23 protein-coding genes are annotated in these 23,912 nt (G+C 72.1%); 8 read left to right on the top strand and 15 right to left on the bottom strand.

Translation table 11 applies throughout. The features are described from left to right. Positions 1–27: 27 nt before the first annotated feature. Genes mftF through mftA form a run of 8 tightly spaced genes read right to left on the bottom strand, consistent with a single transcriptional unit; the run spans position 28 to position 6,204 of the window. Positions 28–1,569, bottom strand: coding sequence for a mycofactocin biosynthesis glycosyltransferase MftF (gene mftF, locus ABZ880_RS24690; RefSeq protein ID WP_361266607.1), 1,542 nt, complete (start codon positions 1,567–1,569; stop codon positions 28–30). Further along, the gene (locus ABZ880_RS24685; RefSeq protein ID WP_361266605.1) at positions 1,566–2,351 is read right to left on the bottom strand and encodes a mycofactocin-coupled SDR family oxidoreductase; all 786 of its coding nucleotides are present in this window, start codon (positions 2,349–2,351) and stop codon (positions 1,566–1,568) included. The genes mftF and ABZ880_RS24685 overlap by 4 nt, the downstream gene beginning before the upstream one ends. Further along, positions 2,348–2,581: a hypothetical protein gene (locus ABZ880_RS24680; protein WP_361266603.1), complete on the bottom strand. Its 234-nt coding sequence runs from the start codon at positions 2,579–2,581 to the stop codon at positions 2,348–2,350. The genes ABZ880_RS24685 and ABZ880_RS24680 overlap by 4 nt, the downstream gene beginning before the upstream one ends. Further along, positions 2,578–3,348 (bottom strand): mycofactocin biosynthesis peptidyl-dipeptidase MftE, encoded by a 771-nt coding sequence (gene mftE, locus ABZ880_RS24675; protein WP_361266601.1) that lies wholly within the window; start codon positions 3,346–3,348, stop codon positions 2,578–2,580. Before mftE ends, ABZ880_RS24680 begins: the two co-directional genes overlap by 4 nt. A 1-nt stretch (position 3,349) precedes the next feature. After that, positions 3,350–4,540 (bottom strand): pre-mycofactocin synthase MftD, encoded by a 1,191-nt coding sequence (gene mftD / locus ABZ880_RS24670; protein ID WP_361266599.1) that lies wholly within the window; start codon positions 4,538–4,540, stop codon positions 3,350–3,352. Continuing rightward, entirely contained in the window at positions 4,537–5,796 is a 1,260-nt protein-coding gene (mftC, locus tag ABZ880_RS24665) for a mycofactocin radical SAM maturase (RefSeq protein ID WP_361266597.1), read from the bottom strand. Before mftC ends, mftD begins: the two co-directional genes overlap by 4 nt. Continuing rightward, the gene (mftB, locus tag ABZ880_RS24660; RefSeq protein ID WP_361266595.1) at positions 5,793–6,083 is read right to left on the bottom strand and encodes a mycofactocin biosynthesis chaperone MftB; all 291 of its coding nucleotides are present in this window, start codon (positions 6,081–6,083) and stop codon (positions 5,793–5,795) included. Before mftB ends, mftC begins: the two co-directional genes overlap by 4 nt. Positions 6,084–6,090: 7 nt before the next feature. Continuing rightward, complete coding sequence (mftA, locus tag ABZ880_RS24655) at positions 6,091–6,204, bottom strand: mycofactocin precursor MftA (protein ID WP_361266593.1); 114 nt, start codon at positions 6,202–6,204, stop codon at positions 6,091–6,093. A 303-nt stretch (positions 6,205–6,507) separates the two neighbouring features. Between mftA and mdo the strand changes: the two genes are divergently transcribed. The 4 genes from mdo (at position 6,508) to mftM (ending at position 11,496) form a co-directional block, all read left to right on the top strand. After that, complete coding sequence (gene mdo / locus ABZ880_RS24650) at positions 6,508–7,800, top strand: NDMA-dependent methanol dehydrogenase (protein ID WP_361266591.1); 1,293 nt, start codon at positions 6,508–6,510, stop codon at positions 7,798–7,800. Between the two features lie 77 nt (positions 7,801–7,877). Continuing rightward, positions 7,878–9,053 carry a MoxR family ATPase gene (locus ABZ880_RS24645; RefSeq protein ID WP_361266589.1) on the top strand — a complete coding sequence of 392 codons (1,176 nt, stop codon included), beginning with the start codon at positions 7,878–7,880 and terminating at the stop codon, positions 9,051–9,053. Positions 9,054–9,082: 29 nt separating this feature from the next. Then, entirely contained in the window at positions 9,083–10,591 is a 1,509-nt protein-coding gene (locus ABZ880_RS24640) for a VWA domain-containing protein (protein ID WP_361266587.1), read from the top strand. Further along, positions 10,588–11,496, top strand: a complete 909-nt coding sequence (gene mftM, locus ABZ880_RS24635) for a mycofactocin oligosaccharide methyltransferase MftM (RefSeq protein ID WP_361266585.1) — start codon at positions 10,588–10,590, stop codon at positions 11,494–11,496. The genes ABZ880_RS24640 and mftM overlap by 4 nt, the downstream gene beginning before the upstream one ends. Positions 11,497–11,514: 18 nt before the next feature. Here mftM and ABZ880_RS24630 read toward each other — a convergent pair whose 3' ends face one another. The 3 genes from ABZ880_RS24630 to ABZ880_RS24620 are packed head-to-tail and all read right to left on the bottom strand — an operon-like array spanning position 11,515 to position 14,888. Continuing rightward, the gene (locus ABZ880_RS24630) at positions 11,515–12,192 is read right to left on the bottom strand and encodes a response regulator transcription factor (protein ID WP_361266583.1); all 678 of its coding nucleotides are present in this window, start codon (positions 12,190–12,192) and stop codon (positions 11,515–11,517) included. Between the two features lie 37 nt (positions 12,193–12,229). Continuing rightward, positions 12,230–13,600: a histidine kinase gene (locus ABZ880_RS24625; RefSeq protein WP_361266581.1), complete on the bottom strand. Its 1,371-nt coding sequence runs from the start codon at positions 13,598–13,600 to the stop codon at positions 12,230–12,232. Positions 13,601–13,610: 10 nt separating this feature from the next. After that, positions 13,611–14,888: an iron-containing alcohol dehydrogenase gene (locus tag ABZ880_RS24620; protein ID WP_361266579.1), complete on the bottom strand. Its 1,278-nt coding sequence runs from the start codon at positions 14,886–14,888 to the stop codon at positions 13,611–13,613. A gap of 210 nt (positions 14,889–15,098) precedes the next feature. Between ABZ880_RS24620 and ABZ880_RS24615 the strand changes: the two genes are divergently transcribed. From ABZ880_RS24615 to ABZ880_RS24600, 4 genes are all read left to right on the top strand, one after another. Next, the gene (locus tag ABZ880_RS24615) at positions 15,099–16,340 is read left to right on the top strand and encodes a GAF domain-containing protein (RefSeq protein ID WP_361266577.1); all 1,242 of its coding nucleotides are present in this window, start codon (positions 15,099–15,101) and stop codon (positions 16,338–16,340) included. Between the two features lie 108 nt (positions 16,341–16,448). Next, positions 16,449–17,966, top strand: coding sequence for an aldehyde dehydrogenase (gene adh, locus ABZ880_RS24610; protein WP_361266575.1), 1,518 nt, complete (start codon positions 16,449–16,451; stop codon positions 17,964–17,966). Then, entirely contained in the window at positions 17,966–18,367 is a 402-nt protein-coding gene (locus ABZ880_RS24605) for a DUF779 domain-containing protein (protein WP_361266574.1), read from the top strand. Before adh ends, ABZ880_RS24605 begins: the two co-directional genes overlap by 1 nt. A 215-nt stretch (positions 18,368–18,582) precedes the next feature. Beyond that, entirely contained in the window at positions 18,583–19,023 is a 441-nt protein-coding gene (locus ABZ880_RS24600) for a pyridoxamine 5'-phosphate oxidase family protein (RefSeq protein ID WP_361266572.1), read from the top strand. A gap of 246 nt (positions 19,024–19,269) precedes the next feature. Here the strand turns inward: ABZ880_RS24600 and ABZ880_RS24595 are convergent, their stop codons facing one another. The 4 genes from ABZ880_RS24595 to ABZ880_RS24580 all read right to left on the bottom strand — a co-directional run bounded on the left by ABZ880_RS24595 (position 19,270) and on the right by ABZ880_RS24580 (position 23,459). Next, the gene (locus ABZ880_RS24595; protein ID WP_361266570.1) at positions 19,270–19,692 is read right to left on the bottom strand and encodes a pyridoxamine 5'-phosphate oxidase family protein; all 423 of its coding nucleotides are present in this window, start codon (positions 19,690–19,692) and stop codon (positions 19,270–19,272) included. A gap of 383 nt (positions 19,693–20,075) precedes the next feature. Next, positions 20,076–21,695 (bottom strand): oleate hydratase, encoded by a 1,620-nt coding sequence (locus ABZ880_RS24590; protein WP_361266568.1) that lies wholly within the window; start codon positions 21,693–21,695, stop codon positions 20,076–20,078. Positions 21,696–21,834: 139 nt separating this feature from the next. Beyond that, positions 21,835–22,212: a hypothetical protein gene (locus ABZ880_RS24585; protein ID WP_361266566.1), complete on the bottom strand. Its 378-nt coding sequence runs from the start codon at positions 22,210–22,212 to the stop codon at positions 21,835–21,837. A 32-nt stretch (positions 22,213–22,244) separates the two neighbouring features. After that, positions 22,245–23,459, bottom strand: coding sequence for a globin domain-containing protein (locus ABZ880_RS24580; RefSeq protein WP_361266564.1), 1,215 nt, complete (start codon positions 23,457–23,459; stop codon positions 22,245–22,247). Positions 23,460–23,912: the final 453 nt, after the last annotated feature.

The following is a 23,912-nucleotide window of genomic DNA, read 5'->3' as shown; positions in this document are numbered from 1 at the left end:
GGGAGGCCGTCGGGCACGGCTCGCCCGTCACCAGGGCTCCACGGTGGCCTGGACGGGTTGGCGCGAGGTTGGTGCCACCGGCCGGGGCTCCCAGGGGCGCCGTGCGGGGCGGCCGCGCGTGGACAGGGCGAGGCGCGGCACCAGCGGCGCGGCGGTACGACGGCGCAGGGCGCCCTGCCAGACACCCCAGCCGTAGGCCAGGTCGTCCAGGCGCCGGACCGCTGTGTGGGCGAGCGGCCCGAGCGTGGTGCGGGAGCGGCGGTGGTCGGCCAGCCCCTCCGCTACGGCCGCGGCGAGCAGGACGTACCGGGCCCGGCGGCTGACGGCGGCAGCGGCCACCGCCACCGGCCAGTGGTGCCGGGTGGCACAGCGCAACAGTTGCTCGGCGGTGCCGCGCAGGGCCGCGAGGGAAAGCAGGGTGCCCGCGCGGGCGGGGTGGTCGGCGTCCGGCATACGGCGCGTCACCTTCACGGCGGTCGCCGCGGTGAGGGCCAGCGCCGCGGCCGCCGGCAGCGGCTTGGCCCGTAGGAGAAGGGCGCAGGCGGCGAGCGACCAGGGCGCGGCGTACAGGGGCGGTACCCGGCCGGGATGACGCAGGGCCAGGTCGGCGGCGCCGGTGCCGTACCCGGCCCGCTGGGCGACCCAGCTGCGCAGGTCGGTGCGATGCCGGTGGCCGACCTGCGCGGAGGGGACGTAGCGCAGCCGCCAGCCCGCAGCGTGCAGCCGCATGCACAGGTCGACGTCCTCGCCGACCCGCATACCCGGGGCGAACCCGGCGCCGACGGCCGCCCGGCGCACCACGATCGTCGCGCTCGGCACGTAGGAGAGCATGGACACCGGCACCACCGGCCCCTCCCGCACCCCCATGTCCAGCGGGGAGCGGACTTCCTCGTAGCGGTCGAACAGCCCCGGTGCGGGCACCGGCAGGGCGACCACCCGAGGGGCGACCAGCGCGACCGCGGGATCGGCGAAGTGCGCCAACAGCGGTGTCAGCCAACCCGGTTCGGGCACGACGTCGGAGTCGACGAACGCCACGAACGCAGTGCGGGCGTGGCGCAGGGCGGTGTTGCGGGCCGCGGCGGGGCCGAGGTTGTGTGCGTGGACCAGCAGGCGGGCGCCGTGCCGTCGGGCGACCCGGGCGAGGGCGCCGGGGTTCCGGGAGCCGTCGTCCACCACCAGCACGGGCAGATCCGCGGTGGGCGGGTCGGCGCGCAACGCGGCCAGCAGGGCGTCGAGTTGGTCGGCGCGGTCACGCACCGGGATCGCGACGGTGGTGTCCCGGACGGGCTGGAGCTCCGGGCGGGGGTGGGCGACGCCCGCGTCCAGGAGCCGGCGGGCGAGCGCCGCGCTCGTCGCGTCCGTCACCACGAAGCCGCCATCTTCCAGGAGCCGTACGGCCGTTGGCGTGACGCGCATCAGCCGCGGGGGAGACCCGCCGAGCATCAGGTGGCCGTCGTGCGAGCGGTGGGTGTCGGCGGCGAGCTCGACCGCGAAGCCGTGCGGGAGTCGGCCGTCCGGCGGGGACGGCAGCGTCTCCGTCGAGGGCGGGATCCGTACGAACCAAGTCATGCCGTGAACCCTCCGTCCGCGTGCAGCACCGATCCGGTGACCGCGAAGGACTCCGCCGAGCAGGCCCAGGCCACCACGGAGGCCACCTCGTCCGCCTCCAACGGGCGCCCGGTGAGCTGCTGGTCGGCGAGTTTGTCGACGCCGGGCAGGCCGTAGAGGTCGGCCGTGGCCCGGAGCATGTCCGTGCGCGTGGAGCCGGGCGAGACGGCGACCGCGTTCACCCCGGTGTCCCGCAGGTCGACCGCCAGGGCGCGGACGAGGCCGACCACGGCGTGCTTGGCGGCGCAGTAGGCGCCCAGGCCCCAAAGCCCGCGGTGCGCCGCGGCGGAGGCGAGGGCGACGAAGCGGCCGGTGCGCGGCTGCGGCCTGCGCAACAGGGCCGGTACGGCGGCGCGTGCCAGGTTGGCCACGCCCATCACGTCGACATCGAGCAGCGTGCGCCACTGCGCGTCCGTCTGCTCCCACATCGGCCCGCCGCCGAGCATGACCGCCGCGCCGGCCACGGCGGCGTCGAGCCCACCGAAGTCGATCTCCGCCAGACGTACGGCGTCCTGCAGTGCGACCGCGTCCCGGACATCCGCCCGGAACGTACGCACCAGGGGGAACTCCTTTGCCAGGAGCGCGAGTTGGTGCGGCTCGGCGAGTGGGTACGGCACCTCGGGGTCGTCGGCGCAGCGGTCCATGGCGATGACCGCCCAGCCGTCGCGGGCCAGTCGGCGCACGGTCGCGGCGCCGATGCCGCGGGCGGCGCCGGTGACGACGGCGACCCGGCGGGCGGTCATTGCCCGGCTCCGGCAGGGGCGGTGACCAGGCATCCAACCGGCAGGCCCAGTCGGCCTCGCCGGGAGAGCCGCGAGGCACGGGTGTCGGCGGCGAGTCGGTGCGCCATCGCCTCCAGGAGCCGTTCGCCCTCCTCGCGTTCGGCGCCGGCCGGGTCGCCGAGGACTCCGGACGGGTGCGGTACGGCGGGGTCGTCGGCGCGGCGGTCCACGGCGACCCGTCGGGCGGTCATCGCCTGCCTCCCGCACGGACGGCGACCAGGCGTCGAACGGGCAGGCCCAGTCGCCCTTGCCCGGAGACCCGCCAGTCGAGGATGTCGGAGGCGAGTCGGTCCGCCATCCGGTCCAGGAGCCGTTCGCCTTCCTCGGGACCGGCACCCGCCGGGTCACCGAGGACCCCGAACGGGCTGACGCCCCGGACCGACTCGGCGACCAGTCGGTCCATCAACTGCTCCACCGGCTCGGTGGATCCGGCGACGGCACGCTCGGTTCGTACGGCCGAGGGGCGCAGCCGCAGCATCAGCGAGGTCTCGGTGCGGCCCGCGTGCGCGTCGGAACCTGGCGGCACACACGGCCACCAGGCCGCATCCCGGCTCTCGCCGCGCAGACCGGTGACCGCGCCCGCCAGGCTCGCCAGGTTGCCGCCGTGACCGTTGACCACCAGCAGGCGGCCCGCCCAGCGCAGCAGGGAGCGGCCCGTCTCGGTGAGCAGCAGCCGCAGGGCGGCGTGACCGATGGAGACCGTGCCCGGGAAGCCCTCGTGTTCGCCGCTCGCGCCGTAGGCCTGGGGCGGTGCGATCACCAGGTCCAGTTGGCCGGTCAGGCGGGCCGCGGCCCGCTCGGCCACTGCCGTGGCCACCACGGTGTCGGTGTCCAACGGCAGGTGGGGGCCGTGCTGTTCGCACGAGCCGAGCGGTAGCAGCACCAGCGGGCGGCGGCCCTCCAGGTCCGGCCAGGTCAGATCCGCGAGGCGGATCGGGTCCACGGCCTCGGGGCGCATGTCAGGCCGTCCCCACGGGGTGGGCCGCGCCCAGGGTGCGGGTGAAGCCGGGCGGGACGACCACGTCGTCGCGGGTCAGTTCGTGGACGGACGAGCGGCCGAGGCCGAGCAGGGCGGAGTCGATGCCGCGGTTGAGGATGTCGAGGACGTTCTCCACACCGGCCTGGCCGCCCGCGGCCAGGCCCCACAGATAGGCGCGGCCGATCAGCACGGCCTTGGCGCCCAGTGCGAGCGCCTTGACCACGTCGGTGCCGCGCCGGACACCGCCGTCCAGCACCAGCTCGACCTGGTCGCCGACCGCGTCCGCGATGGCGGGCAGGGCACGGATCGGCGCCGGAGTGGCATCGAGGTTGTTGCCGCCGTGGTTGGACACCGAGATCGCGGTGACCCCGGCGTCGACGGCACGCAGCGCGTCGTCCACCCGGCAGATCCCCTTGAGCAGGAACGGCCCGTCCCACTGCTCGCGCAGCCAGCGCACGTCGTCCCAGGACGGCGGGGGCGTCTGCATCCACTCGCCGTAGGCGCCGAAGAACGTGGGCGCGTCCTGGCCCGGCTCGGCGAGGTTCGGTGTGCTCAGGTCCGGGAGGCTGCGCGACTTCAAGAAGTCCCACAGCCAGGCCGGGCGGGTCAGCGCCTCCGGCGCGAAGCGCAGCATCTCCTTCGGCGTCAGCCGCTCGGGAATCCGGGGGCTGCCCCAGTCCCGGCCGTAGGAGAAGGACCAGTCGAGGGTGACGATCAGCGCCTTGGCCCCGGCATCACGGGCATACTCGATCCGCCGGGTCATCGCGTCCTTGGAGCCCATCCAGTACATCTGGAAGAACGTCTGCGGGTTGACCGCCACCACGTCCGGCAGCGACTTGCTGGCGAAGGAGCTGAGCCCGATCGTGGTGCCGCGGGCTGCTGCGGCACGGGCGACGGCCACTTCGCCGTCCGGGTGCACGGCCTGCACCCCGGTCGGGGAGATGATCACCGGGAGGGCGATCTGCTGCCCCAGGACGGTGGTGGCCTGGTCGCGCTTGGCCGACAGTCCGGCCACATGCGGGGCGAGGCCCAACTCGCCGAAGGCGGTGGTGTTGTCGTCGTAGGACACGCCTTGCTCGGAGCCGGCCAGCAGCGCGCTGTAGACCGACTTCGGCAGCCGCTTGCGCGCTCGCCGCTGAGCCTCGGCGACCGTCTCGATCCACTTGCTCATGGCGTTCCTTTCTCGGCGGGTGGGGTGCTCAAGGTCTCGGCGAGTGGGGCGCTCAAGCCGGCGCCGGCCAGCGGGCTTTCGTCGCAGAAGCGGTCCGGGCGGCGGGTGCGGACGGTCGGCATGCCCAGGGGCACGGTGCGGTGGGAGTGGTCCTTGCCCTGGGGCGGGAGCGCGGAACGGTCGGCCCCTGCGAGGGCGGCCGCGCCGTGGCCCTTGACGCACTCCGGGTCGGGGCCGTCCAGCGGCAGCCCCGTGAAGAACTTCGCGGCCATGCAGCCGCCCTGGCAGGCGTCGTACGCCGAGCAGCCGGAGCAGGCACCGCCGGAGGTGGGCCGGCGCAGCTCGGCGAAGAGCTCCGAGTCCCGCCACACCCGCTGGAAGCCGCCCGGCGCGCGGATGTTGCCCGCCTTGAACGCGTCGTGGATGGCGAACGGGCAGGCGTACACGTCACCGACCGGGTCGATCAGGCAGACCACCCGCCCTGCCCCGCACAGGTTCAGGCCCGCAAGTGGCTGCGAGCCGAGCGCATTGAGGTGGAAGAAGGAGTCGCCGGTGAGGACCTTCTCGCCGTGGCCGAGGAGCCAGGTGTACAGCTCGCGCTGCTGCTCGGCGGTGGGGTGCAGCTCGTCCCAGACGTCGGCGCCGCGGCCGGAGGGACGGAGGCGGGTGATGCGCAGCTGGGCGCCGTAGCGGTCGGCCAGGGCGGCGAAGTCGTCGAGCTGCGGCACGTTCTGACGGGTCATCACCACCGAGATCTTGAAGTCGGCGAAGCCCGCGTCGGTGAGGTTCTCCATGGCGCGCACCGCCATGTCGTACGAACCCCGGCCGCGCACCGCGTCATTGACCTCGCGGGTGGCGCCGTCGAGGGAGATCTGCACGTCGACGTAGTCCGTCGCGGCCAGTCTGCGAGCCCGATCCGGCGTCAGCCGCAGTCCGTTGGTGGAGAACTTCACGCCGACCTGGTGGGCGATCGCGTAGTCCAGCAATTCCCAGAAGTCGGGGCGGACGGTGGGCTCGCCGCCGCCGACATTGACGTAGAAGACCTGCATGCGCTGCAGTTCGCGGATCACCGACTTGATCTCGTCCGTGGACAGTTCGAGGGGGTCGCGGCGGCCGGACGAGGACAGGCAGTGCGTGCAGGAGAGGTTGCAGGCGTACGTCCACTCCCAGGTCAGGCAGATCGGGGCGTGCAGGCCGCCCTTGAACTGCTCGACCAGGGCGGGGACGGCGGCGGGGGCTTCTTGGGTGACGGTCACGACTGCGGCTCCGCTTCGGTGGGGACGATCATGTCGGCGGCGGCCAGGGAGGCCAGGGCCCGTCCGAAGGCGTCCCGGCGTCGCTCGGGAACCTCGGCGAGGGCCTCGCGTGCGCTGCCGTGGCGGCTCAAGTCCCGTACCAGCGCCACCAGTTCGGGTGCCTTGAGGAACGACAGCCGGCGGTTGCCGAAGTGGTAGGCCAGCGCCCCGAACGGCTCGGGGCGCAGCGCGACGCTGGGGTTGAGGCGGTAGGGGCGGGCCGCGTCGAACGAGGCAGGCATTGCCATGGCCGGCTCAGTACACGCCGCACATGCCGTCGATGGAGACCTCCTCGACGAGGACCTCCTCGACCACCTCGTCCGCCGCGACGGTGTCGTCCTGCTCGACGGTGCGGGTCTCGTCCTGCATGGGAGTCCTCCTGAAGGGGCTGAAGGGGCGGGGATCACAAGGGGTTTCGGCACTCGGTGCCGTACACAACTCGACGCTAGGGCGCACGCCTTCGCGTCTCGCCCTGCTTTCGGCCGCCCTCGCCCCGTCCGGTCGGACAGGTACGCCTCGGCCCCCTCCGATCGGTCAGGGCGCGCCCCCTCCGTCCGCGCCCGCCTGCCGTCCGAGCGACCGGTGTCGGTGTGCGAGCCCGTCCCCGAAGGTGAAGCACGCCGCCAACTTCCCGACCACGCGCCTCACGGTGCGGAGAGGACAGTCGCGATCATGCAGGTCGAAGAACTTCTCAAGCCGTTCCCCATCAAGGAGTTCCACCCCTTCCCCCGGGCCCTGCTCGGCCCCGGCGCGCACGAACTGATCGGCCCGGAGGCCAAGAAGCTGGGGTTCAGGCGGACCCTGGTGATGACCACGGGGCTGCGCGGCAGTGACACCGTGCACAAGATCGTCGAGTCGATGAAGTACCACGGGCTCGAGGTCGTCGTGTACGACAAGGTCGAGTCGAACCCCAAGGACTACAACGTCATGGACGCCGTGACGCTGTACCAGGAGAACAAGTGCGACTCGTTCGTCTCCATCGGGGGCGGCTCCTCGCACGACGCCTGCAAGGGCGCCCGCGTCTCGGTGGCCCACGACGGCCGCAACGTCAACGACTTCGAGGGCTTCAACAAGTCCGAGAACCCCAAGAACCCGCCGCACATCGCGGTGTCGACGACAGCCGGCACGGGCTCGGAGACCTCGTGGGCCTACGTCATCACCGACACGACCACCGACCCCGACAACCCCCACAAGTACGTGGCGTTCGACGACGCGTCCGTGGCCACCCTCGCCATCGACGACCCGACCCTGTACTACGACTGCCCGCTCGACTACACCGCCCAATGCGGCTTCGACGTCCTCGCGCACGCCTCCGAGCCGTACGTCTCCCGGCTCAACTTCCAGCCCTCGCTGGGCAATTCGCTGCAGGCCATCAAGCTGACGGCGCGGCATCTGCGACAGGCGGTGTGGAACGGCCAGGACCTGGCCGGGCGCGAGGGGATGATGTACGCGCAGTACATCGCGGCGCAGGCCTTCAACTCCGGTGGCCTGGGCATCATCCACTCCATCTCGCACGCGGTCAGCGCGTTCTACGACACCCACCACGGCCTCAACAACGCGATCGCGCTGCCGCGGGTGTGGGCGTTCAACATGCCCGCGCAGTACGAGCGGTTCGCGGACATCGCCGAGGCGATGGGCGTCGACACGCACGGCATGACCAAGGTGAAGGCGGCAGAGGCGGCGCTCGCCGCGGGCATCCGGCTGCTGCGGGACGTCGGCATCCCGGAGAAGTTCACGGAAGTCACGCAGGACACGTACTCGAAGAACCGGCTCGGCCAGGGTCCGACGAAGTTCTACGAGCAGGCCAAGACGATCACCGGCGATGCCGGCGACGTCGACCGGATCACCAACCACGTCCTCGGTGACGCCTGCACCCCGGGCAACGCCAAGGAGTGCACGTTCGACACGGTCCGCCCCGTCGTCGAGCACTCCATGACCGGCGACCTGGACGACCTGCTCGGCTGAACCCTTCCCGGCCGGCGGGGGACGGACACGGCGCCGTCCCCCGCCCCCGTCCCGCCCGACTCCCCGACGGAGGACCCGTGCCCGCCACACCCGAGAACCCCGCCGCGTTCGCCTCGGTCGAGGACGTCACCGAACGCTTCGCCGGCCACGGCTACATCGCCGACCGCCGCCTCGCCACGACCGTGTTCCTGTTGACCCGGCTGGACAAACCGGTGCTTCTCGAGGGTCCCGCCGGCGTCGGCAAGACCGAGCTCGCCAAGACGCTCGCCGCGGCCACCGGACGCCGGCTGCTGCGCCTGCAGTGCTACGAGGGCCAGGACGAGAGCCGCGCCCTGTACGAGTGGGACTACGGCAAGCAGCTGCTGTACACGCAGATGCTCCGCGACAAGATCGGCGATCTGACCGCCGACGCACCCGACCTGGCCTCCGCGGTCCGCCGCATCGAGGAGCAGGACAGCGTGTTCTTCTCCGACCGCTTCCTCGCGCCGCGCCCGCTGCTGGACGCGATCCGCGGCGAGGAGCCCGCGGTACTGCTGATCGACGAGGTCGACCGGGCCGACGAGGCGCTGGAGGCCGTACTCCTTGAGTGCCTGGCCGAGTACCAGGTGTCGGTGCCGGAGATCGGCACGTACAGCTCCAAGGTCCCGCCGTACGTCGTCCTGACCTCCAACAACACCCGTGATCTGTCGGCCGCGCTCAAGCGCCGCTGTCTGCACCTTTTCCTCGACTACCCCGATGCGGAACGGGAGTTGGAGATCCTGCGCTCGAAGGAGACCGGCCTGTCCGAGGCGACCGCCCGCCATCTGGTGCAGGTGGTGCGCGGGCTCCGCGAACTCCAGCTGCGCAAGAACCCCAGCATCTCCGAGACCGTCGACTGGGCCCGCACCCTCGCCGTCCTCGGCGTCGAGGAGCTCGATCCCGAGGCGCTCGCCGACACGGCCAACGTCGTACTCAAGTACGAACGCGACCTGCACCGCGCGCTGGACGTGCTGCCGCGGCTCGTCGACCCCAACCGCGTCCTGCCGGAACCGGGCCACCATCACGAGGGCCACGGGCACCACCACCATCACAACGGGCACCACCACGACCACGAGGTGGACGGGCAGGCGGTCAGGGCGGCCATGGACCAGCAGGGCCGCCACGACGAGGGCTACTACGGCGCACCGGGCCCCGGCCCGACACAGCGCCCCGCGGCCGGGGCCGGGCAGGGGGCGCGCGCCTTCGCCGCCATCGCCCGCCGCCGGGCGGACTGAATCGAGGGGGGATCGCCATGGAAGCGGGTATGCACCGATTCGTGCGTGTACTGCGGCTGTTCGGGGTGCGGGTGTCCGTGTCGGAGGCGATGGACGCGATGCGCGCGGCAGCCCAGCCCGGCGTGCTCGGCGGGCGCGCGACGCTGCGCGAGGCGCTGCGCCTGACCCTGGTCAAGGACCGCCGCGACGACGAGCTGTTCGACGAGCTGTTCGCCGCGTTCTTCTCCCTGCGCCCGGTCAACGGACAGGACGACGAACACGGCCACAGTCACGAGCACGACGACCTGTCCGACACTGGCGAGTTGGAGTCGTACACCGTCTCCGACGAACCGTCCGAGACCCCGCAGCAGGGCCACAGCCACGGCAAACCGGCCGACATCCGCGACTACTTCGACCAGCAGGACCTGGCCCAGCAGTACAACCTCCACCAGGAGGCCAACAAGCTCGACCTGGCCTCCATGACCGACGAGATCGTCCTGTCGAAGGACGGGCGCACCGATCCCACGGGCGGCCCGTCCGTCCAGTTGGAGACCGAGCGGCTGCACGGCGCCGGAGTGCCGGGGCAGTTGGCCGCCGCGACCGGTCAACGCATCGACACGGAGCTGACCGTCGCTCAGCAGGACGCGCTGCTGGGTTGGCTCGCGGACGACCCGGACGACGAACTCGACTCCCCGCAAAGCCAGTTGACCGGGGTCATCGACAACCTCCCCGAACTCCTCAAACGTCACCTCGACCGCCTCGCCGAACTCCAGTCGGTGGCCGTCGAATCCGCCCGCCTCGCCGAACGCGCCCGCGTCGAGACCGTCGACGAGGACGAACGCACCCAACTGGAAGAGGCGTTGCGCCGGATCGGGCGCTCCCTGCACGGCGCCCTGACCAGCCGCAAACGCGCCACCCCGCGAGGACGCGTCCACCCGGGCCGCACCATGCGCCGCAACATGCGCTACGACGGCGTGCCGTTCCGCCCGGTCACCATCACCCGCGCCGAGGACCGACCGCGCCTGATGGTCCTGGTGGACGTGTCACTGTCGGTGCGGGCCACGGCACGCTTCACCCTGCACCTGGTGCACGGGCTGCAGTCGCTGTTCGGACAGGTCCGCTCGTTCGCCTTCGTCGACGAACCCACCGAGATCACCGAACTGTTCGCCGAACACCCCCTGGAGCGGGCGCTGGGCCTGGTCTTCGACGGCCTGCCGGCCGACGGCCTGCTCGACGTCGACGCCAACTCCGACTACGGCCGCACCTTCGAACTGCTGCTCGCCGAACACGCCCCCGCCCTCGGCCGCCGCACCACCCTGCTGGTGCTCGGCGACGGGCGCGGCAACGGCAACCCGCCTGCCCTGCACGCCTTCGAGGAGATGACCCGCAGGGTGCGGGAGACGATCTGGCTCACCCCCGAACCCCGCTACTCATGGGGCCTGGGCGCCTGCGACCTGCCGCTCTACGCCGAGTACTGCAACCGCGTCCAAGTGGTCTCCGACCTCGCAGGCCTGGAACGCACGGCCCTGCGGATGACGGCGGAGGCGACCGGCCGATGACCACCGCCGCCACCCAGCGCATCGACCCACTGGCCCCGCACCCGCCGGGCCTGTACACCGACCACGTGATCCGCGTGCTGCGGGAGCACCCGGACGACGACGCCACGGCAGCCGCGCCGCTGGTCCGCACCGCACACTTCCGCCTGCGCCGCAGCGGCCGCCGCATCGAGGTGGGCCACTGGCTGCGCCCCGACCAGCTGGACAACGACCTGGCGGGCCTGCTCGCCGACGAACTGTTCGCGCCCGGCTGGTTGTCGGGCAGCGACATCTTCGAGCGGGTCTTCACCGGAGTCGTACGTTCCTGCGTGGACGGCGCCCTGCCCGCATGGGTGCTGTTCTACGACAACACGCTCACCCGGATCCGGGAGTCCTGGCGTCGGCCCACCGCAGCCGCGCACTCGTCGATCGCGGGATTCGCCCCCGTCTACCGCCGCACCCTGGACCTGGTCGACGCGGGCGCGGTGCTCGACATGGGCTCCTGCTTCGGCTTCCTGCCCCTGCTGCTCGCCGAGCGCCCGCACCACACCGTGACCGCCTCCGACCTCGCGCAGGGCACGATGCGGCTGCTGGCCGCGGTGGCCCACGAGTGGGGCGTACGGCTGGACACACTCGCCTGCGACGCCGCCCGGGTGCCCCTGCCCGACCGCTCGGTGGACACCGTCACCGTCATCCACGTGCTGGAGCACCTGGATCCGGGGCACGGCGAGACGGTCGTACGGGAGGCCGTGCGGCTGGCCCGGCGCCGGGTCGTGGTGGCGGTGCCGTACGAGGAGGAGCCGACCGCGGCCTACGGGCATGTGCGCACCTTCGGCCCGGACGCGCTCGCGGCTCTGGGCCGGGGCACGGGGCTGCCCTTCACGGTCGGCGACCACCACGGGGGATGGCTGGTGATCGACGCCGGCTGAGGCGACGCCCCCGCGAGCTCAGATCACACCCAACTTGCTGGCCTCGTAGACGACTTCGGCCCGGGTGGAGGCGTCCATCTTGCGCATGATGTTGCGGACGTGGAACTTGACCGTGGTCTCCGAGATGTACAGCTGGGCGCCGATGTCGCGGTTGCTCAGACCGCGGGCGAGCAGCTGCAGGACCTTCAACTCCCGCTCAGTGAACCGGGGTTGTTCGGGTTGCACACGCATCGAGCGGACCATGGCGGCGGACGCGTGCGAGTCGAAGGCGCTCTCGTCGCGGGCCACGGCGCGGATGGAGCGCAGGAGTTCGGTGGTGTCGACGTCCTTGACGACGTAGCCGCGTGCACCGTGCTGGATCGCGGCCACCACCAGGCTGTCGTCGACGAAGGTGGTGAGGACGAGGACGGCCAGCTTCGGGTGTCGTCGCGTCAGTTCCGCGCAGAGTTCCAGGCCTTCGGTGTCGGCACCGGTGGACAGCTTCAGGTCGAGCAGCACGATCGACGGGCGGGTCCGGTCGACGACGGCCTCCGCCTCGGCGACCGTGCTCGCCTCGCCCACCACCTCCAGGTCGCGCTCGCGCTCGAGGATCGACTTCAAGCCGTGGCGGACGATGGCGTGGTCGTCCACCAGGACGATCCGCAGGGTGTTCGCGGGGGCGTCGGTGTGGGCCTCGGTGCCCTGTTCGGCGGTCATCGGCTGTCTCCCTGAGGCCAGCGGCTGCCTTCTGAAGTCATCGGCCCGCCTCCTGATCGGTGCGTACCGGCAGCGGGATGCGGACCCGCAGCAGGACGCCGCCCATGCCCGAGCGGCGGATGGACAGGGCGCCGCCGAGCTCCTCCGCCCTGGCGACCATGTTCGCCAGGCCCCGGTGGCGCCCCGACACGTCGGCAGCCCGGGAGAGTTGCAGCGCCCGCCGCAGCTGCGCGGGATCCCCGGTGCCGTCGTCCGACACGCTCAGCACGACGGCCTCCGGTAGATACCGCAGCCGCATCAGGGCGCGGGTGGCCGCGCCGTGCGTCGCGGAGTTGAACAGGGCCTCGCCGGCCAGCCGCAGGATCGACTGCTCGGCCCGCGGAGGCAGCGGCACCGGGCCGCCCTGCACGGTCACGCGGACGTCCAGCGCGGTCGGCAGGTGCACCGTCGAGAGCCGTTCGAGCATGACCGGGAGCGGTCCGGTCGGCTCGTTCGAGGTGTGATGGAGGGCGTAGATCGAGGAGCGCAGCCGCTCGACGGCCTGCCGGCTCAGGTCCTTGGCCTCCGCGAGCTGTCCGGCGATGTCCGCCGCCGCTCCGCCCATGGCCTCCAGCTCGGCCCGGCACACCTCGACGGTCATGCCCGCGCTGAGCACGTACTGGGCGACGCTGTCGTGCAACTCCCGTGCGATGCGGTGCCGTTCGTCGTCGAGCGCCTGCCGCTGCATCGCCTCGAACAGCCGCTCCTGGGTCTGCGCCAGCTCGGCACTGCGCGCGGCGAGGTCCCGGGCCTGCCGTTCGGCGGCCTCGGACAGCTCCTCGGTGCGGCCGCGCAGCGCAGTGGCCGCGTGGAAGAGGTAGGTGTTGTGCAGGGCGACCGCTGCCTGGTTGGCCAGCACGCGCAGGATCGCGAGGTCGGTGTCGGCCACCTCGACGCCCACGCCGGGCTCCGCGGCGATCCCGCCGACCGGCTCGTCGTCCAGGGTCATGGGCGCTCGCACCCAGGCCCGGTCCTCCGCCGAGGTCGCCGCCTCCCACGGCCGGGTACGCAGCACTTTCAGATGCGCCCGCACCTCGGCGGGCAGCCGCGTCTCGTCGTCGATCAGCACGTCGTCGGCGTACAGCAGGAACCGCGGCCGGGCCGCCCGCAGGGCACCGTCCGCCACCGCCAGCAGCAGCCAGCGCGCCTGCAGATGATCGGCCGCGGTCCGTACGACCGCCTCGACCAGGGCCCGCGGCCCCTCCGCGGTGCGCACCAGGGCGCGGGAGATCCCGTCGAGTGCCTCCACCGTGCGCTCCAGCCGCTCGGTGGAGCGCACATACGCCGGGTAGAACGACCGCTTGCCCGAACGCAGACCGGTGAGAACCCCCAAGTCGGCGGTGTGCGGGGACCGTTCGGGCACGCTCATGCAGCTCGCCTCACAGTGCCTCGCGGAACAGCACTTCGACGTCGTGCATCTGCACGTCGCGCGGGTTGGTGGCCAGGCAGGCGTCCTTGAGCGTGGTGCGGGCCAGCACGGGCACGTCCGAGTCGGCGACGCCCAGGCTGGCCAGGCCCTTGGGCACGCCGACGTCGTCGGCCAGCGCGCGCACCAGGTCGGCGAGGCGCGCCGCCACCTCGTACGGCTCCACCCCCGCGGTCGCGATGCCGGCCGCCTCGCCCAGCGCGACGAAGCGCTGCGGCCAGGCCTCGGCGTTGAAGCGGATGACGTGCGGCAGCAGGACGCCGTTGACCACGCCGTGCGGGGCGTCCAGCAGACCGCCCACCTGGTGGCTCATGGCGTGGGTCGCGCCCAGGATCGCGTTGGTGAAGGCCATGCCGGCCTCCAGAGCCGCCTGCGCCATGGCCAGCCGGGCGCCGAAGTCCTTGGGCTCCAGCTGGGTGCGCACCAGGTTCCCGGTGATCAGGCGAACCGCGTGCAGGGCGTGGGTGTCGGTCAGCGGGTTGTGCGCCCGGGAGACGAAGGCCTCGATGGCGTGGGTGAGCGCGTCCAGGCCGGTGGCGGCGTTCAGCCAGTCCGGCATGGTCGTCAGCAGCCGCGGGTCGATGACGGAGATCTCCGGCACCAGGGTCCGGCTCACAATGGTGATCTTGATGTGCTCGGTGGTGTCGGTGATCACGGCGAACTGCGAGACGTCCGCGCCGGTGCCCGATGTGGAGGGCACCATCACGGTCGGCGGGATCGGCTGGACGACCTGGTCCACACCCTCGTAGTCGAGGATGCGTCCGCCGTTGCCGGAGAGGATCGCCACGCCCTTGGCCGCGTCGATGACGGAGCCGCCGCCGACGCCGATGATGACGTCGCTGCCGCTGTCGGCGTACCGCTGGAAGCCGGCCTCCACCTCGCGGTCCTTGGGGTTGGGCGTCACGTCGTGCCAGACCACCGGCCTGAGGCCCACCCGGCGCAGATGGCCGACCGCCTCGTCGACCCAGCCCGCCTCGATCAGCCCGGGGTCGGTGACGAGGAACGGTCTGCGGGCGCCGAGCCTGAGCGCGCAGTGCCCGAGCTCGGCCAGCGAGCCCGGCCCGAACACGACCTCGGGGACGTGGAACTTGGCCAGCCGCGTGGATTGGCCGACGGGCGGGGCGGCCCCGGCCCGCTGCGGGCCCGTGAGCTCGCACGGGGACTCGTCACGGCTCCAGTCGGCGGTCGGCTCACCGCCGCCGGTCGTCATGACGCCTGATGGGAGCGACATGCGACCTCCCCGGCCCGTCCCTGAAGGCGAATAATGCTGGCGTCGAACGCGGAAAAATGCTGTCGTCGGCCCGAGGCTCAAGGTAGGGCGGGTGGGCGCGGGTGCGCTACCCGTCCGTCCGGCGGCGGTTACTGCCCGATCGGACAGGTGCTTTTCTCGCATTAGTGACGGACAATGAGCGATCGTCCCCGTACGACGGCAGGGGAGGACATGTCACAGCGCAGTGACCTCCGGCGGCGCAGGGCCACGCTGGAGGACGAGTGGTCCCGCTGGGTCCCGCAGCTCAAGCAGCCGGCGACCGTGCGACGGTCGGTCGGCCGGACGCTGCGGCCCGAGGTCAGCGAGTCATGGGCACGCTCTCTCAGCAGTGTCGACCCGCAGCGGGACAGCGCCCCGGCTCTGGACGACCGCTCGGTGGCCGAGCGCTGGGCCGCCTCACCGCTGCGCCGACCGCTCGACGACCTCTCCGACGAGCTGCACAGCATCGCCGACGACGCCGGGTTCGTCACCGCCGTCACCGACGCCTCCGGCACCATCCTGTTCACGCGCGGCGGGCAGACCATGCGGCGGCGCGCGGAGCGGGTCAACTTCGCGCCCGGCGGCCGCTGGGACGAGCCGGCCATGGGCACCAACGCCCTCTCCCTGGCTCTGCGCACCGACCGCCCCAGCACCGTCTTCTCCGCCGAGCACCTGGTGTCGGCCCTGCACGGCTGGGTCTGCTACTGCGCACCGGTGCACGCCCCGGACGGCAGGGTGCTGGGCGTCCTGGACCTGTCCACCACCTGGGACCGCTCGCACCCCCTGGCCATGTCGACGGTGCGCACCCTGGTCTCGGCCATCGAGGGCAGACTGCGTACGGAGGTTCCGATACAGCGAGCTGCCGACGCCGTCCCGGTACGGCTGCGCTGCCTGGGCGCCGAGAGCGCCGACCGCGCGGGCACCCCGCTCCTGCTGCGACCGCGCCAGCTGGAGATCCTGACGCTGCTCGCGCTGGAGCCGGACGGCTTCACCCCGGAGCGGCTGCGGGAGGCCCTCTACGGCGACCGGCCCGTGACCGCGTCCACCTTCAAGGCCGAGATCTCCCACCTGCGCCGCGCCCTGGACGGCGGCATCGCACCCCGCCGCTACACCCTCACCGCCCCCGTCACCTGCGACGCCGTCGATGTGCTGCGCGCCCTGGAACGCGGCGACATCAGCACCGCGCTGCGCCACTACCGCGGCCCCCTGCTGCCCCGATCCGAGGCGCCGGGCATCGTCGAATGGCGGGCCCAACTGGAGGTCGCCGTACGGGAGGCCGTGCTGGCCGGCACCGATCCCGGGCACGCCCTGCGCTACGGCGAGCGCGCCCCGTACGACGCCGAGGTGCACGAGCACGCCCTGCGCCTGCTCGCCCCGCACGACCGGCGCCGCCCGATCGCGGTCGGTCGCCTCAGCACCGCTCTGCGCGACTGAAAGCAGCGCGCTCTCGGGCGCCAACCTTGCGCCAACCTCGGAGGCCCACAGTGGGCCGCGTCACGGCGGCACGGGCCGCCGTACCACCATCCTCCGAGGAGAGCCGCCATGGTGTACGCGCAGCCAGGAACCGCAGGCAGCATCGTCGAATTCGCCCGCCGCTACGACAACTTCATCGGCGGCGACTGGGTCGCCCCCGTCGACGGCAAGTACTTCGAGAACCCGTCGCCGGTGACCGGCAAGGCCTTCTGCGAGGTCGCCCGCTCCTCCGCCGCCGACGTCGACCTCGCGCTGGACGCAGCCCACGCCGCCGCGGACCGCTGGGGCCGCACCTCCGTCGCCGAGCGGGCGCGCGTCCTCAACCGGATCGCGGACCGCATCGAGGAGAACCTCGAGAAGATCGCCGTCGCCGAGACCTGGGAGAACGGCAAGCCCATCCGCGAGACGCTCAACGTCGACATCCCCCTTGCGGTCGACCACTTCCGCTACTTCGCGGGCGTCGTGCGCAGCCAGGAAGGCACCATCGGCGAGATCGACGAGGACACCATCGCCTACCACTTCCACGAGCCGCTCGGCGTGGTCGGCCAGATCATCCCGTGGAACTTCCCGATCCTGATGGCCGCCTGGAAGCTCGCCCCGGCCCTCGCCGCAGGCAACTGCGTGATCATCAAGCCGGCCGAGCAGACCCCGGTCAGCCTCCTGGTCGTCATCGACCTGATCGCCGACCTGCTCCCGCCCGGAGTGGTCAACATCGTCAACGGCTTCGGTGTCGAAGCCGGCAAGCCGCTGGCCTCCAGCTCGCGCATCGCCAAGATCGCCTTCACCGGCGAGACCACCACCGGCCGGCTGATCATGCAGTACGCGTCCGAGAACATCATCCCGGTCACCCTGGAACTCGGCGGCAAGAGCCCCAACATCTTCCTGCCCGACGTCCTGGACGCCGACGACGCCTACCTGGACAAGGCCGTCGAGGGCTTCGTGATGTTCGCGGTCAACCAGGGCGAGGTGTGCACCTGCCCCTCCCGGGCCCTGATCGCCTCCTCGATCTACGACGAGTTCATGGCCCGCGCCGTGGAGCGCACCAAGGCCATCAAGGGCGGCAACCCACTCGACCCGGAGACCATGATCGGCGCCCAGGCCAGCGTCGACCAGTTCGAGAAGATCCTCTCCTACATCGACATCGGCAAGAAGGAGGGCGCAGAGCTGCTCACCGGCGGCGCGCCCCGCACCGTCCCGGGCCTGGAGGGCGGCTTCTACATCGAGCCGACCGTCTTCAAGGGCACCAACGACATGCGGATCTTCCAGGAGGAGATCTTCGGCCCGGTCGTCTCGGTCACCACCTTCGACTCCCCGGAGGAGGCCGCGAAGATCGCCAACGACACCCTCTACGGCCTCGGCGCCGGCGTGTGGTCCCGCAACGGCAACCTGGCCTACCGCCTCGGCCGCGAGATCAAGGCCGGACGGGTGTGGACGAACTGCTACCACGCCTACCCGGCGCACGCGGCCTTCGGCGGCTACAAGGGCTCCGGCATCGGCCGCGAGACCCACAAGATGATGCTCGACCACTACCAGCAGACGAAGAACCTGCTGGTCAGCTACTCGGAGCAGAAGCTCGGATTCTTCTGATGGGCACCCGGGTGACGCGGGTGGAGTTCACGGACGCCGCGGAGCAGCTGGTGCGTCAACTGACGGACACCCACGGCCCGTTGATGTTCCACCAGTCCGGCGGCTGCTGCGACGGCAGCGCACCCATGTGCTACCCGCGCGGCGACTTCCGCGTCGGTGCCGCGGACGTCCTGCTCGGTCACGTGGCGGGGGACACGCCGTTCTGGATGAGCGCCAAGCAGTACGCGTACTGGCAGCACACCCACCTCACCGTCGACGTGACCCCCGGCCGCGGCAGCGGCTTCTCCCTCGAAGCTCCCGAGGGCGTCCGCTTCCTGATCCGCTCCAGGGTCCTCACCGACGAGGAGTGGCAGCGCATCGCCACGGAGCCGCCACTGCCGACCGGCGCGGACAGCGCCTGACGGCCACTGTGACGGGGCGGTGAAGGCGGGGCCGGACATTCGACGTCCGGCCCTGCCGCCGCGCGGTGGGGCCGGTTGCACAGTCGTCGCTGCCCAGCGAACCGGGACGTTCTCCGGCTCGGCGGGGACCGATGGTCCCTTATCGGCGGCCCTCGCTCCGCGGAGGCTGGAGGCAACGCTCCCGAGCTGTACCCAGGTGAGAGACGGACTGGCCCATGTACCCGAACGACGGTTTCCGCGAACTCGAACGGCAGGAGTGCCTGCGTCTGCTGGCCAAGGTGCCCGTCGGCCGCATCGTGCACACACGACAGGCGCTGCCCGCGGTGCTGCCCGTCAACTTCTGTCTGGACACCGCCGGTGCCGTGGTGCTGCGCACCTCGGCGGCCTCGGAACTGGTCCGCGCCGTCGACGGCGTGGTCGTCGCCTTCGAGGTCGACGAGGTCGATGCGGTCGCTCACTCCGGCTGGAGCGTCGTCGTCACCGGCTCGGCGACGGTCGTGACCGACCCGGACGAGCACGAGCGTCTGGTCCGGACCGGACCGCGCTCCTGGGTGCCCTCGCCCGAAGAGGTCTTCGTCCGCATCGCGCCCGAGCTGGTCACCGGCCGGGAACTCGTGGGCGGACGCAGTCTGTACGGGGTGGATCTGTCGTCCTGACAGCGGCATGGCAGGAGGCAGGGGAATGAGCTCGATCCCCTCGGCCGCGCGGGTAGGACCGATGCGGGCGGAGGGCGTACGTCAGTCTCAGCCACGGTGATCCGCCGGCAGGTCGGGCAGCGCGCCGGAAGGGCACAGGACCTCGAACGAACTGGGGGCGGCTGCCGGTGGACCAGGTACGGCCGGGCGGGATGTTCGACCGGGACGCCCGGCACCGGGAGCGGTCGAGCGCCTCGGCGCATCCGCTCAGGCCGCGCCTCGCGCGTCTCCGATCTCACGCCCTGTGATCATCTCCGCCTTGATCCGTACGAAGACGGCGTCCCGAAGGGGCATCCACGACCGCGGGCCGGACCGTGACAGCCGGTCGTGCTCGGCGGGGTCGGTCACCACCTCGGCACGGCCGGTCACGACGACGCTCCAGCCGGACTCGTCCTCGGCGTCGAAGGCGTCCGCCTCGAAGGCGACCACGACTCCGTCGATGGCGCGGACGAGATCCGAAGTCGCCGAGGTGCGGATCAGCACGGAGCCGTCCGTGTCCAGGGAGAAGTTGACCGGCAGGACGGCGGGCAGCGCGTGCCGGGTGTACACGACACGGCCGAGTGGCACCTTGGCCAGCAGGTGCAGGCACTCCTGCCGGTCGAGTGCGCGAAACCCGTCGGTGTGGAACATCAGGCCATCGTCCACCTGAGCGGCGCGCGGTCGTTAGGGCCGGTCGGCCCTGTTCCGTGGGCCCGGCCCGGGGCTGCAACTCGGTCGGCCGGCCCGCTGCCGAGCGCGGTCCGCCCACCGGAAGCAGCGGGGATACACCAGGCGCTGTCGGACCGCGCGGACAGGGTCGGCCCGGTCACGGGCGTGGTCGGCGCCGCGGGCGGCCTGGGCGGGTACGTGCAGCCGCCGGTGATGGGCTCGGGGTACCACCCCCCTCGGCTCGTGTGCGCGGGCGCCGGCGCTGTCTGCCGTGGTCGGGCGCGCGGTCCCGGCCCTCACCGGCACCGGCGTGCGGGACGGCACCCGCGGGCGTCCGGGCGCGCAGGCAACTCGTCGCCGTTGGGCTAGCGGCGGTGCATCGTCTCCAGCGCGGCCGCCAGCACCCGGGGGTCGTGGTCGCCCCTGTAGACCGGCGGAGGCTGCTTGTCGAGACGCAGCAGCCGGGCCACCGCCGTCCAGGCGGTGCGCACCGAGTACTCGACGGTGAAGACGACGTCGTCGGGCACCTCCGCGAACTGACCGATGAAGGCCAGGTTGACCGAACCCGCGGGCACGACATGGGGCCGGTCCTCGCGGCGGCGGGCCAGGAACTGGCTGGTGATGTACGGCATCACGCACGGCACGACGGTGGAGGTCTCCAGGACGCGAGCCCTGAGCGGCTCGTCGAAGTGCAGATGGTGCAGGACCTCTTCGAGGATCTCCCGGCCGGAGCACATGGTCATCGGCTTGGGCGTGTGGTTGCCCGCGCGGCCGGGGAACAGACCGTAACCCCACCAGACCGAGACGCCCTCGGGCTGGTCGCGGTAGACGGGCTGGCGGTTGGCGACGACGGTGAGCAGCCAGTTGGAGTCGGTGAAGGTCATCAGCCCGCCCCGGCCGGTCTCACGTCCGCTGAACTCTGCCAGTGCGTCGAGAAAAGCGGGGTCCTTGGCGGTGACGGTGAACGACTCCCACCGGGACTCCTTGACGTGCTTGTCGAACGCGGCCGGGTTGCCGAACTCCTCACGCCCCCGGGCCAGTCGGTGCCACAGCAGCCAGGCGTCCGAGCGGCCGGACGACGGCGGCGGGGGAGCGGTGTGCGTGCCGCGGCTGGAGGCATCGGTCATGGAGCCGTTGGTGACCAGGACCAGGTCCTCGGGGGCCACGGCGATCTTCTCGTCGCGGCCTCTCCGGGTGACGTACAGCGTCTCGACCGTGCCGCTGCGGAGCCCTGGCGTGAACCCCAGATCGGTGACGCGGCTGCCGGTGTGCACGGTGACGCCGTGTGCGCGCAGCCAGGCCGTCAGGGGCCGCACGATCGAGTCGTACTGGTTGTAGCGGGTCCGGTGGATGCCCGACATCGAGGCGAACCCGGGGAAGAGGTGGATGAACCGGCGCAGGTAGCGGCGGAACTCGATGGCGCTGTGCCAGGGCTGGAAGGCGAACGTGGTGCACCACATGAACCAGAAGTTCGTGGTGAAGAAATGCTCGCCGAAGCAGTCCGTGATCCGCTTGCCGTCGAGGTGTCCCTCGGGGGTCGCCAGGCAGCGGACCAGTTCCAGCCGGTCGCGCTCGGAGAACCCCATCGACTTCGTGTCGACGACCTTGCCGTCCCCGTCCACCAGCCGTGCGATGTCGTCCCAGGCGAACTCCTCGTGCCCGGCGAGGATTTCCTGTGTCACGGACACTTCGGGGTCGTCGAGCGAGGGGATGCCGGACAGCAGGTCGTACGTGCAGCGGAACTCGGCCTCGAACATCCGCCCGCCGCGCATGGTGTAGCCGGTCTCCGGCGTGCCGCCCGCGTCCAGGCTGCCGCCGATCTGCCGCTGTTCCTCGAAGAGATGGATGTCGGCCCCGTCGAACCCTCCGTCGCGGATCAGGAACGCGGCCGCGGCCAGCGCCGCGATCCCGCTGCCCACCAGATACGCCTTCGCCATCTCACAACTCCTCGTCCTCGCCCGCCGATCGGGAACCGCGCCTCCCACGCTTTCCTGTGCAGGCGGGTCCGGTCAGTGGGCCATTGGTCACGTGCGCGGTCCGGACGGCCCGCGTCTCACGACGGGAGCACGCGACGGCGGCCCGACCGGTGGACCGTCACCGATCGGGCCGCGCTCAGGGGGTGCGTCAGGCCGACTGCGGGTCGCCTCCCCGCCACGGCGGCGCCGTCGTCCGGTGGGCGTCGTCCCGGATGTGGGCGATCTTGTCGGTCCGGCGGCGCAGCCGGTCCTGGAGTTGGTCGACGACCTCCCGGCCGGTGGCCTCCTCGGCGACGACGACCACCTGCCGGCCGCCGACGCGCAGGTCGGCCGTGGCCAGCCAGGGGTGGTCCGCGTGGCGGGCGCCGGCCCGCACGATGCGCACCTCGCCGGTGACGGCGGGCAGGCCGGCCCGGCGGACGACGGCATCGATCTTCGTACGGGCGTAGGCGAGAGTTTCCTGGTCCACCGGGCCGTCGAAACGCAGCCGCACCGCGGGCGCGGCCTGGTCTCTGTTGCTGGTCATCGTGAATCCTTTCCTGGGAGGTACAAGGTCGTTCAGGCCGCGCTGCCGGGCAGCCACAGATCGGGCCCGAAGACCTCGTACCGGATGCGGCGCGCCGGCACCCCGGCGTCCAGCAGCTGTCCGCGGACGTCCCGCATGAAGGGCAGCGGCCCGCACAGGAACACCGTGGCGCCGACGGGGAGTTCGACCTCGGAGAGGTCCATCAGGCCTTCGTGGGCGTCGGGTTCCTCCGCTCCGGGACGCTCGTACCAGGACACGGCCCGGCCGCCCGGGAGTTGATCGACGAGATCGTGTGTCTCGGCGCGCAGGGCATGGTCGGCGGGGGAGCGGTCGGCGTGCAGGACCAGCACCGGGCGGGTCGAGCCGATGGCTTCGAGGTGGGCCAGGATGCTCGTCATGGGGGTGCAGCCGATGCCGGCCGAGACCAGCACCAGGGGGTCGGTGCTGTCGGCCGGGCCGTCGAGGAAGACGTCGCCGAAGGGCGCGGAGAGGGTCAGTTCCTGTCCTTCGCGGACCTGCTCGTGCAGCAGGTCGGAGACCTCGCCGTCCGGGGCGCAGTCGGTGCCTTCGACCCGCTTCACGGTGATCCGCCGCAGGTCCCTGCCCGGGTCCGAGGACAGGCTGTACTGACGCAACTGGTGTACGCCGTCGGCCATTTGGACCCGCACACTCACATACTGGCCCGCCCGCGCCCGCGGTGCCCGCCGGCCGTCCGCGGGGCGGAGCACGAAGGACACCGTGTCCGGGGTCTCGGTGCGACGCTCGACGACCGTCCACTGCCGCCAGGTCGAGCCCGGCTCGACGCCCGCGTCGTGGTAGAGGCGGGCCTCCCGGCCGATCAGGGCGCCGGCCATCAGCCAGTACACCTCGTCCCAGGCCGCCGCCACCTCCGGGGTGATGGCATCGCCGAGCACCTCGGCTATCGCGCCGAACAGGTACTTGTGCACGAGCGTGTACTGGTCGTCGGTGACGCCGACGGCCGCGTGCTTGTGCGCGATCCGGTCCAGCAGCGTGTCCGGGCGGCTGTCCGGATCCTCCAGCAGCGCGCTCGCGAAGGCGGCGATCGACCCGGCCAGGGCCCGCCGTTGGGCTCCGCTGGCCTGGTTGCCGCGGTTGAACATTCCGTCGAGCAGTTCCGGCCGGTCCCGGAACATCGCGCCGTAGAAGCGCGTCGTGATCTCGTCGAGCGCTCCGCCCACGGCGGGCAGGGTGGCACGGACCACGGCGGCGGACTCTGCGGACAGCATGGAACCTCCCGGGCAGGGGGTGGGTGGGAAAGGGCGCCGCGTCGAAGGTGCGCGCCGGTGTTCTGTGTAGCAGTCATCCGCCCGCGTTTTGGGGGCTGTTCGGGCCCGCGGGCCGAAGGGGGGGCCGGACGGCCCACCGACTCGGGCGCACCGGCCCAACGGCCTGTTCGCATCCTGGGGCCGTACGGCATCTCGGGAGTCTCCTCTCGGCCCTGTCCGGCCGCCGCCCACCGAGGCGTCGGCCGGGCGGGGGACGCGCTCGCGCGGGTGCGAATCGCGCGGGCACGCGGCCGACGACCCACGTACGGCCACGGCCCCTCCTGAAGCCGCCCCCCTGGCGCGGACGCCGTTTCCGGTACGGGGACGGGGGAACCCCTGCGGATGCCGTGCCCGGCGTCCGCGCTCAATTCAATGATCACGCGTCGGCAGCGGCCTGAAGAGGGGCGACCGGCC

Source organism: Streptomyces sp. NPDC047043, from assembly GCF_040644055.1.
Lineage (GTDB): Bacteria > Actinomycetota > Actinomycetes > Streptomycetales > Streptomycetaceae > Streptomyces.
The sequence above is the reverse complement of the archived record's forward strand: the minus strand, read 5'-3'. Positions and strand labels throughout refer to the sequence as shown.

Excerpts from the sequence above, each read along its gene's own strand:
- ABZ880_RS24605 (WP_361266574.1), top strand. The coding sequence starts at position 17,966 with ATGGGCACCCGGGTGACGCGGGTGGAGTTCACGGACGCCGCGGAGCAG.
- mftA (WP_361266593.1), bottom strand. The coding sequence starts at position 6,204 with ATGCAGGACGAGACCCGCACCGTCGAGCAGGACGACACCGTCGCGGCG.
- ABZ880_RS24585 (WP_361266566.1), bottom strand. The coding sequence starts at position 22,212 with ATGACCAGCAACAGAGACCAGGCCGCGCCCGCGGTGCGGCTGCGTTTC.
- mdo (WP_361266591.1), top strand. The coding sequence starts at position 6,508 with ATGCAGGTCGAAGAACTTCTCAAGCCGTTCCCCATCAAGGAGTTCCAC.
- mftB (WP_361266595.1), bottom strand. The coding sequence starts at position 6,083 with ATGGCAATGCCTGCCTCGTTCGACGCGGCCCGCCCCTACCGCCTCAAC.
- mftD (WP_361266599.1), bottom strand. The coding sequence starts at position 4,540 with ATGAGCAAGTGGATCGAGACGGTCGCCGAGGCTCAGCGGCGAGCGCGC.
- adh (WP_361266575.1), top strand. The coding sequence starts at position 16,449 with ATGGTGTACGCGCAGCCAGGAACCGCAGGCAGCATCGTCGAATTCGCC.
- ABZ880_RS24615 (WP_361266577.1), top strand. The coding sequence starts at position 15,099 with ATGTCACAGCGCAGTGACCTCCGGCGGCGCAGGGCCACGCTGGAGGAC.
- ABZ880_RS24680 (WP_361266603.1), bottom strand. The coding sequence starts at position 2,581 with ATGACCGCCCGACGGGTCGCCGTGGACCGCCGCGCCGACGACCCCGCC.
- ABZ880_RS24620 (WP_361266579.1), bottom strand. The coding sequence starts at position 14,888 with ATGTCGCTCCCATCAGGCGTCATGACGACCGGCGGCGGTGAGCCGACC.
- mftF (WP_361266607.1), bottom strand. The coding sequence starts at position 1,569 with ATGACTTGGTTCGTACGGATCCCGCCCTCGACGGAGACGCTGCCGTCC.
- ABZ880_RS24625 (WP_361266581.1), bottom strand. The coding sequence starts at position 13,600 with ATGAGCGTGCCCGAACGGTCCCCGCACACCGCCGACTTGGGGGTTCTC.
- ABZ880_RS24630 (WP_361266583.1), bottom strand. The coding sequence starts at position 12,192 with ATGACCGCCGAACAGGGCACCGAGGCCCACACCGACGCCCCCGCGAAC.
- mftE (WP_361266601.1), bottom strand. The coding sequence starts at position 3,348 with ATGCGCCCCGAGGCCGTGGACCCGATCCGCCTCGCGGATCTGACCTGG.
- ABZ880_RS24595 (WP_361266570.1), bottom strand. The coding sequence starts at position 19,692 with ATGTTCCACACCGACGGGTTTCGCGCACTCGACCGGCAGGAGTGCCTG.
- ABZ880_RS24600 (WP_361266572.1), top strand. The coding sequence starts at position 18,583 with ATGTACCCGAACGACGGTTTCCGCGAACTCGAACGGCAGGAGTGCCTG.
- ABZ880_RS24580 (WP_361266564.1), bottom strand. The coding sequence starts at position 23,459 with ATGCTGTCCGCAGAGTCCGCCGCCGTGGTCCGTGCCACCCTGCCCGCC.
- mftM (WP_361266585.1), top strand. The coding sequence starts at position 10,588 with ATGACCACCGCCGCCACCCAGCGCATCGACCCACTGGCCCCGCACCCG.
- ABZ880_RS24685 (WP_361266605.1), bottom strand. The coding sequence starts at position 2,351 with ATGACCGCCCGCCGGGTCGCCGTCGTCACCGGCGCCGCCCGCGGCATC.
- ABZ880_RS24640 (WP_361266587.1), top strand. The coding sequence starts at position 9,083 with ATGCACCGATTCGTGCGTGTACTGCGGCTGTTCGGGGTGCGGGTGTCC.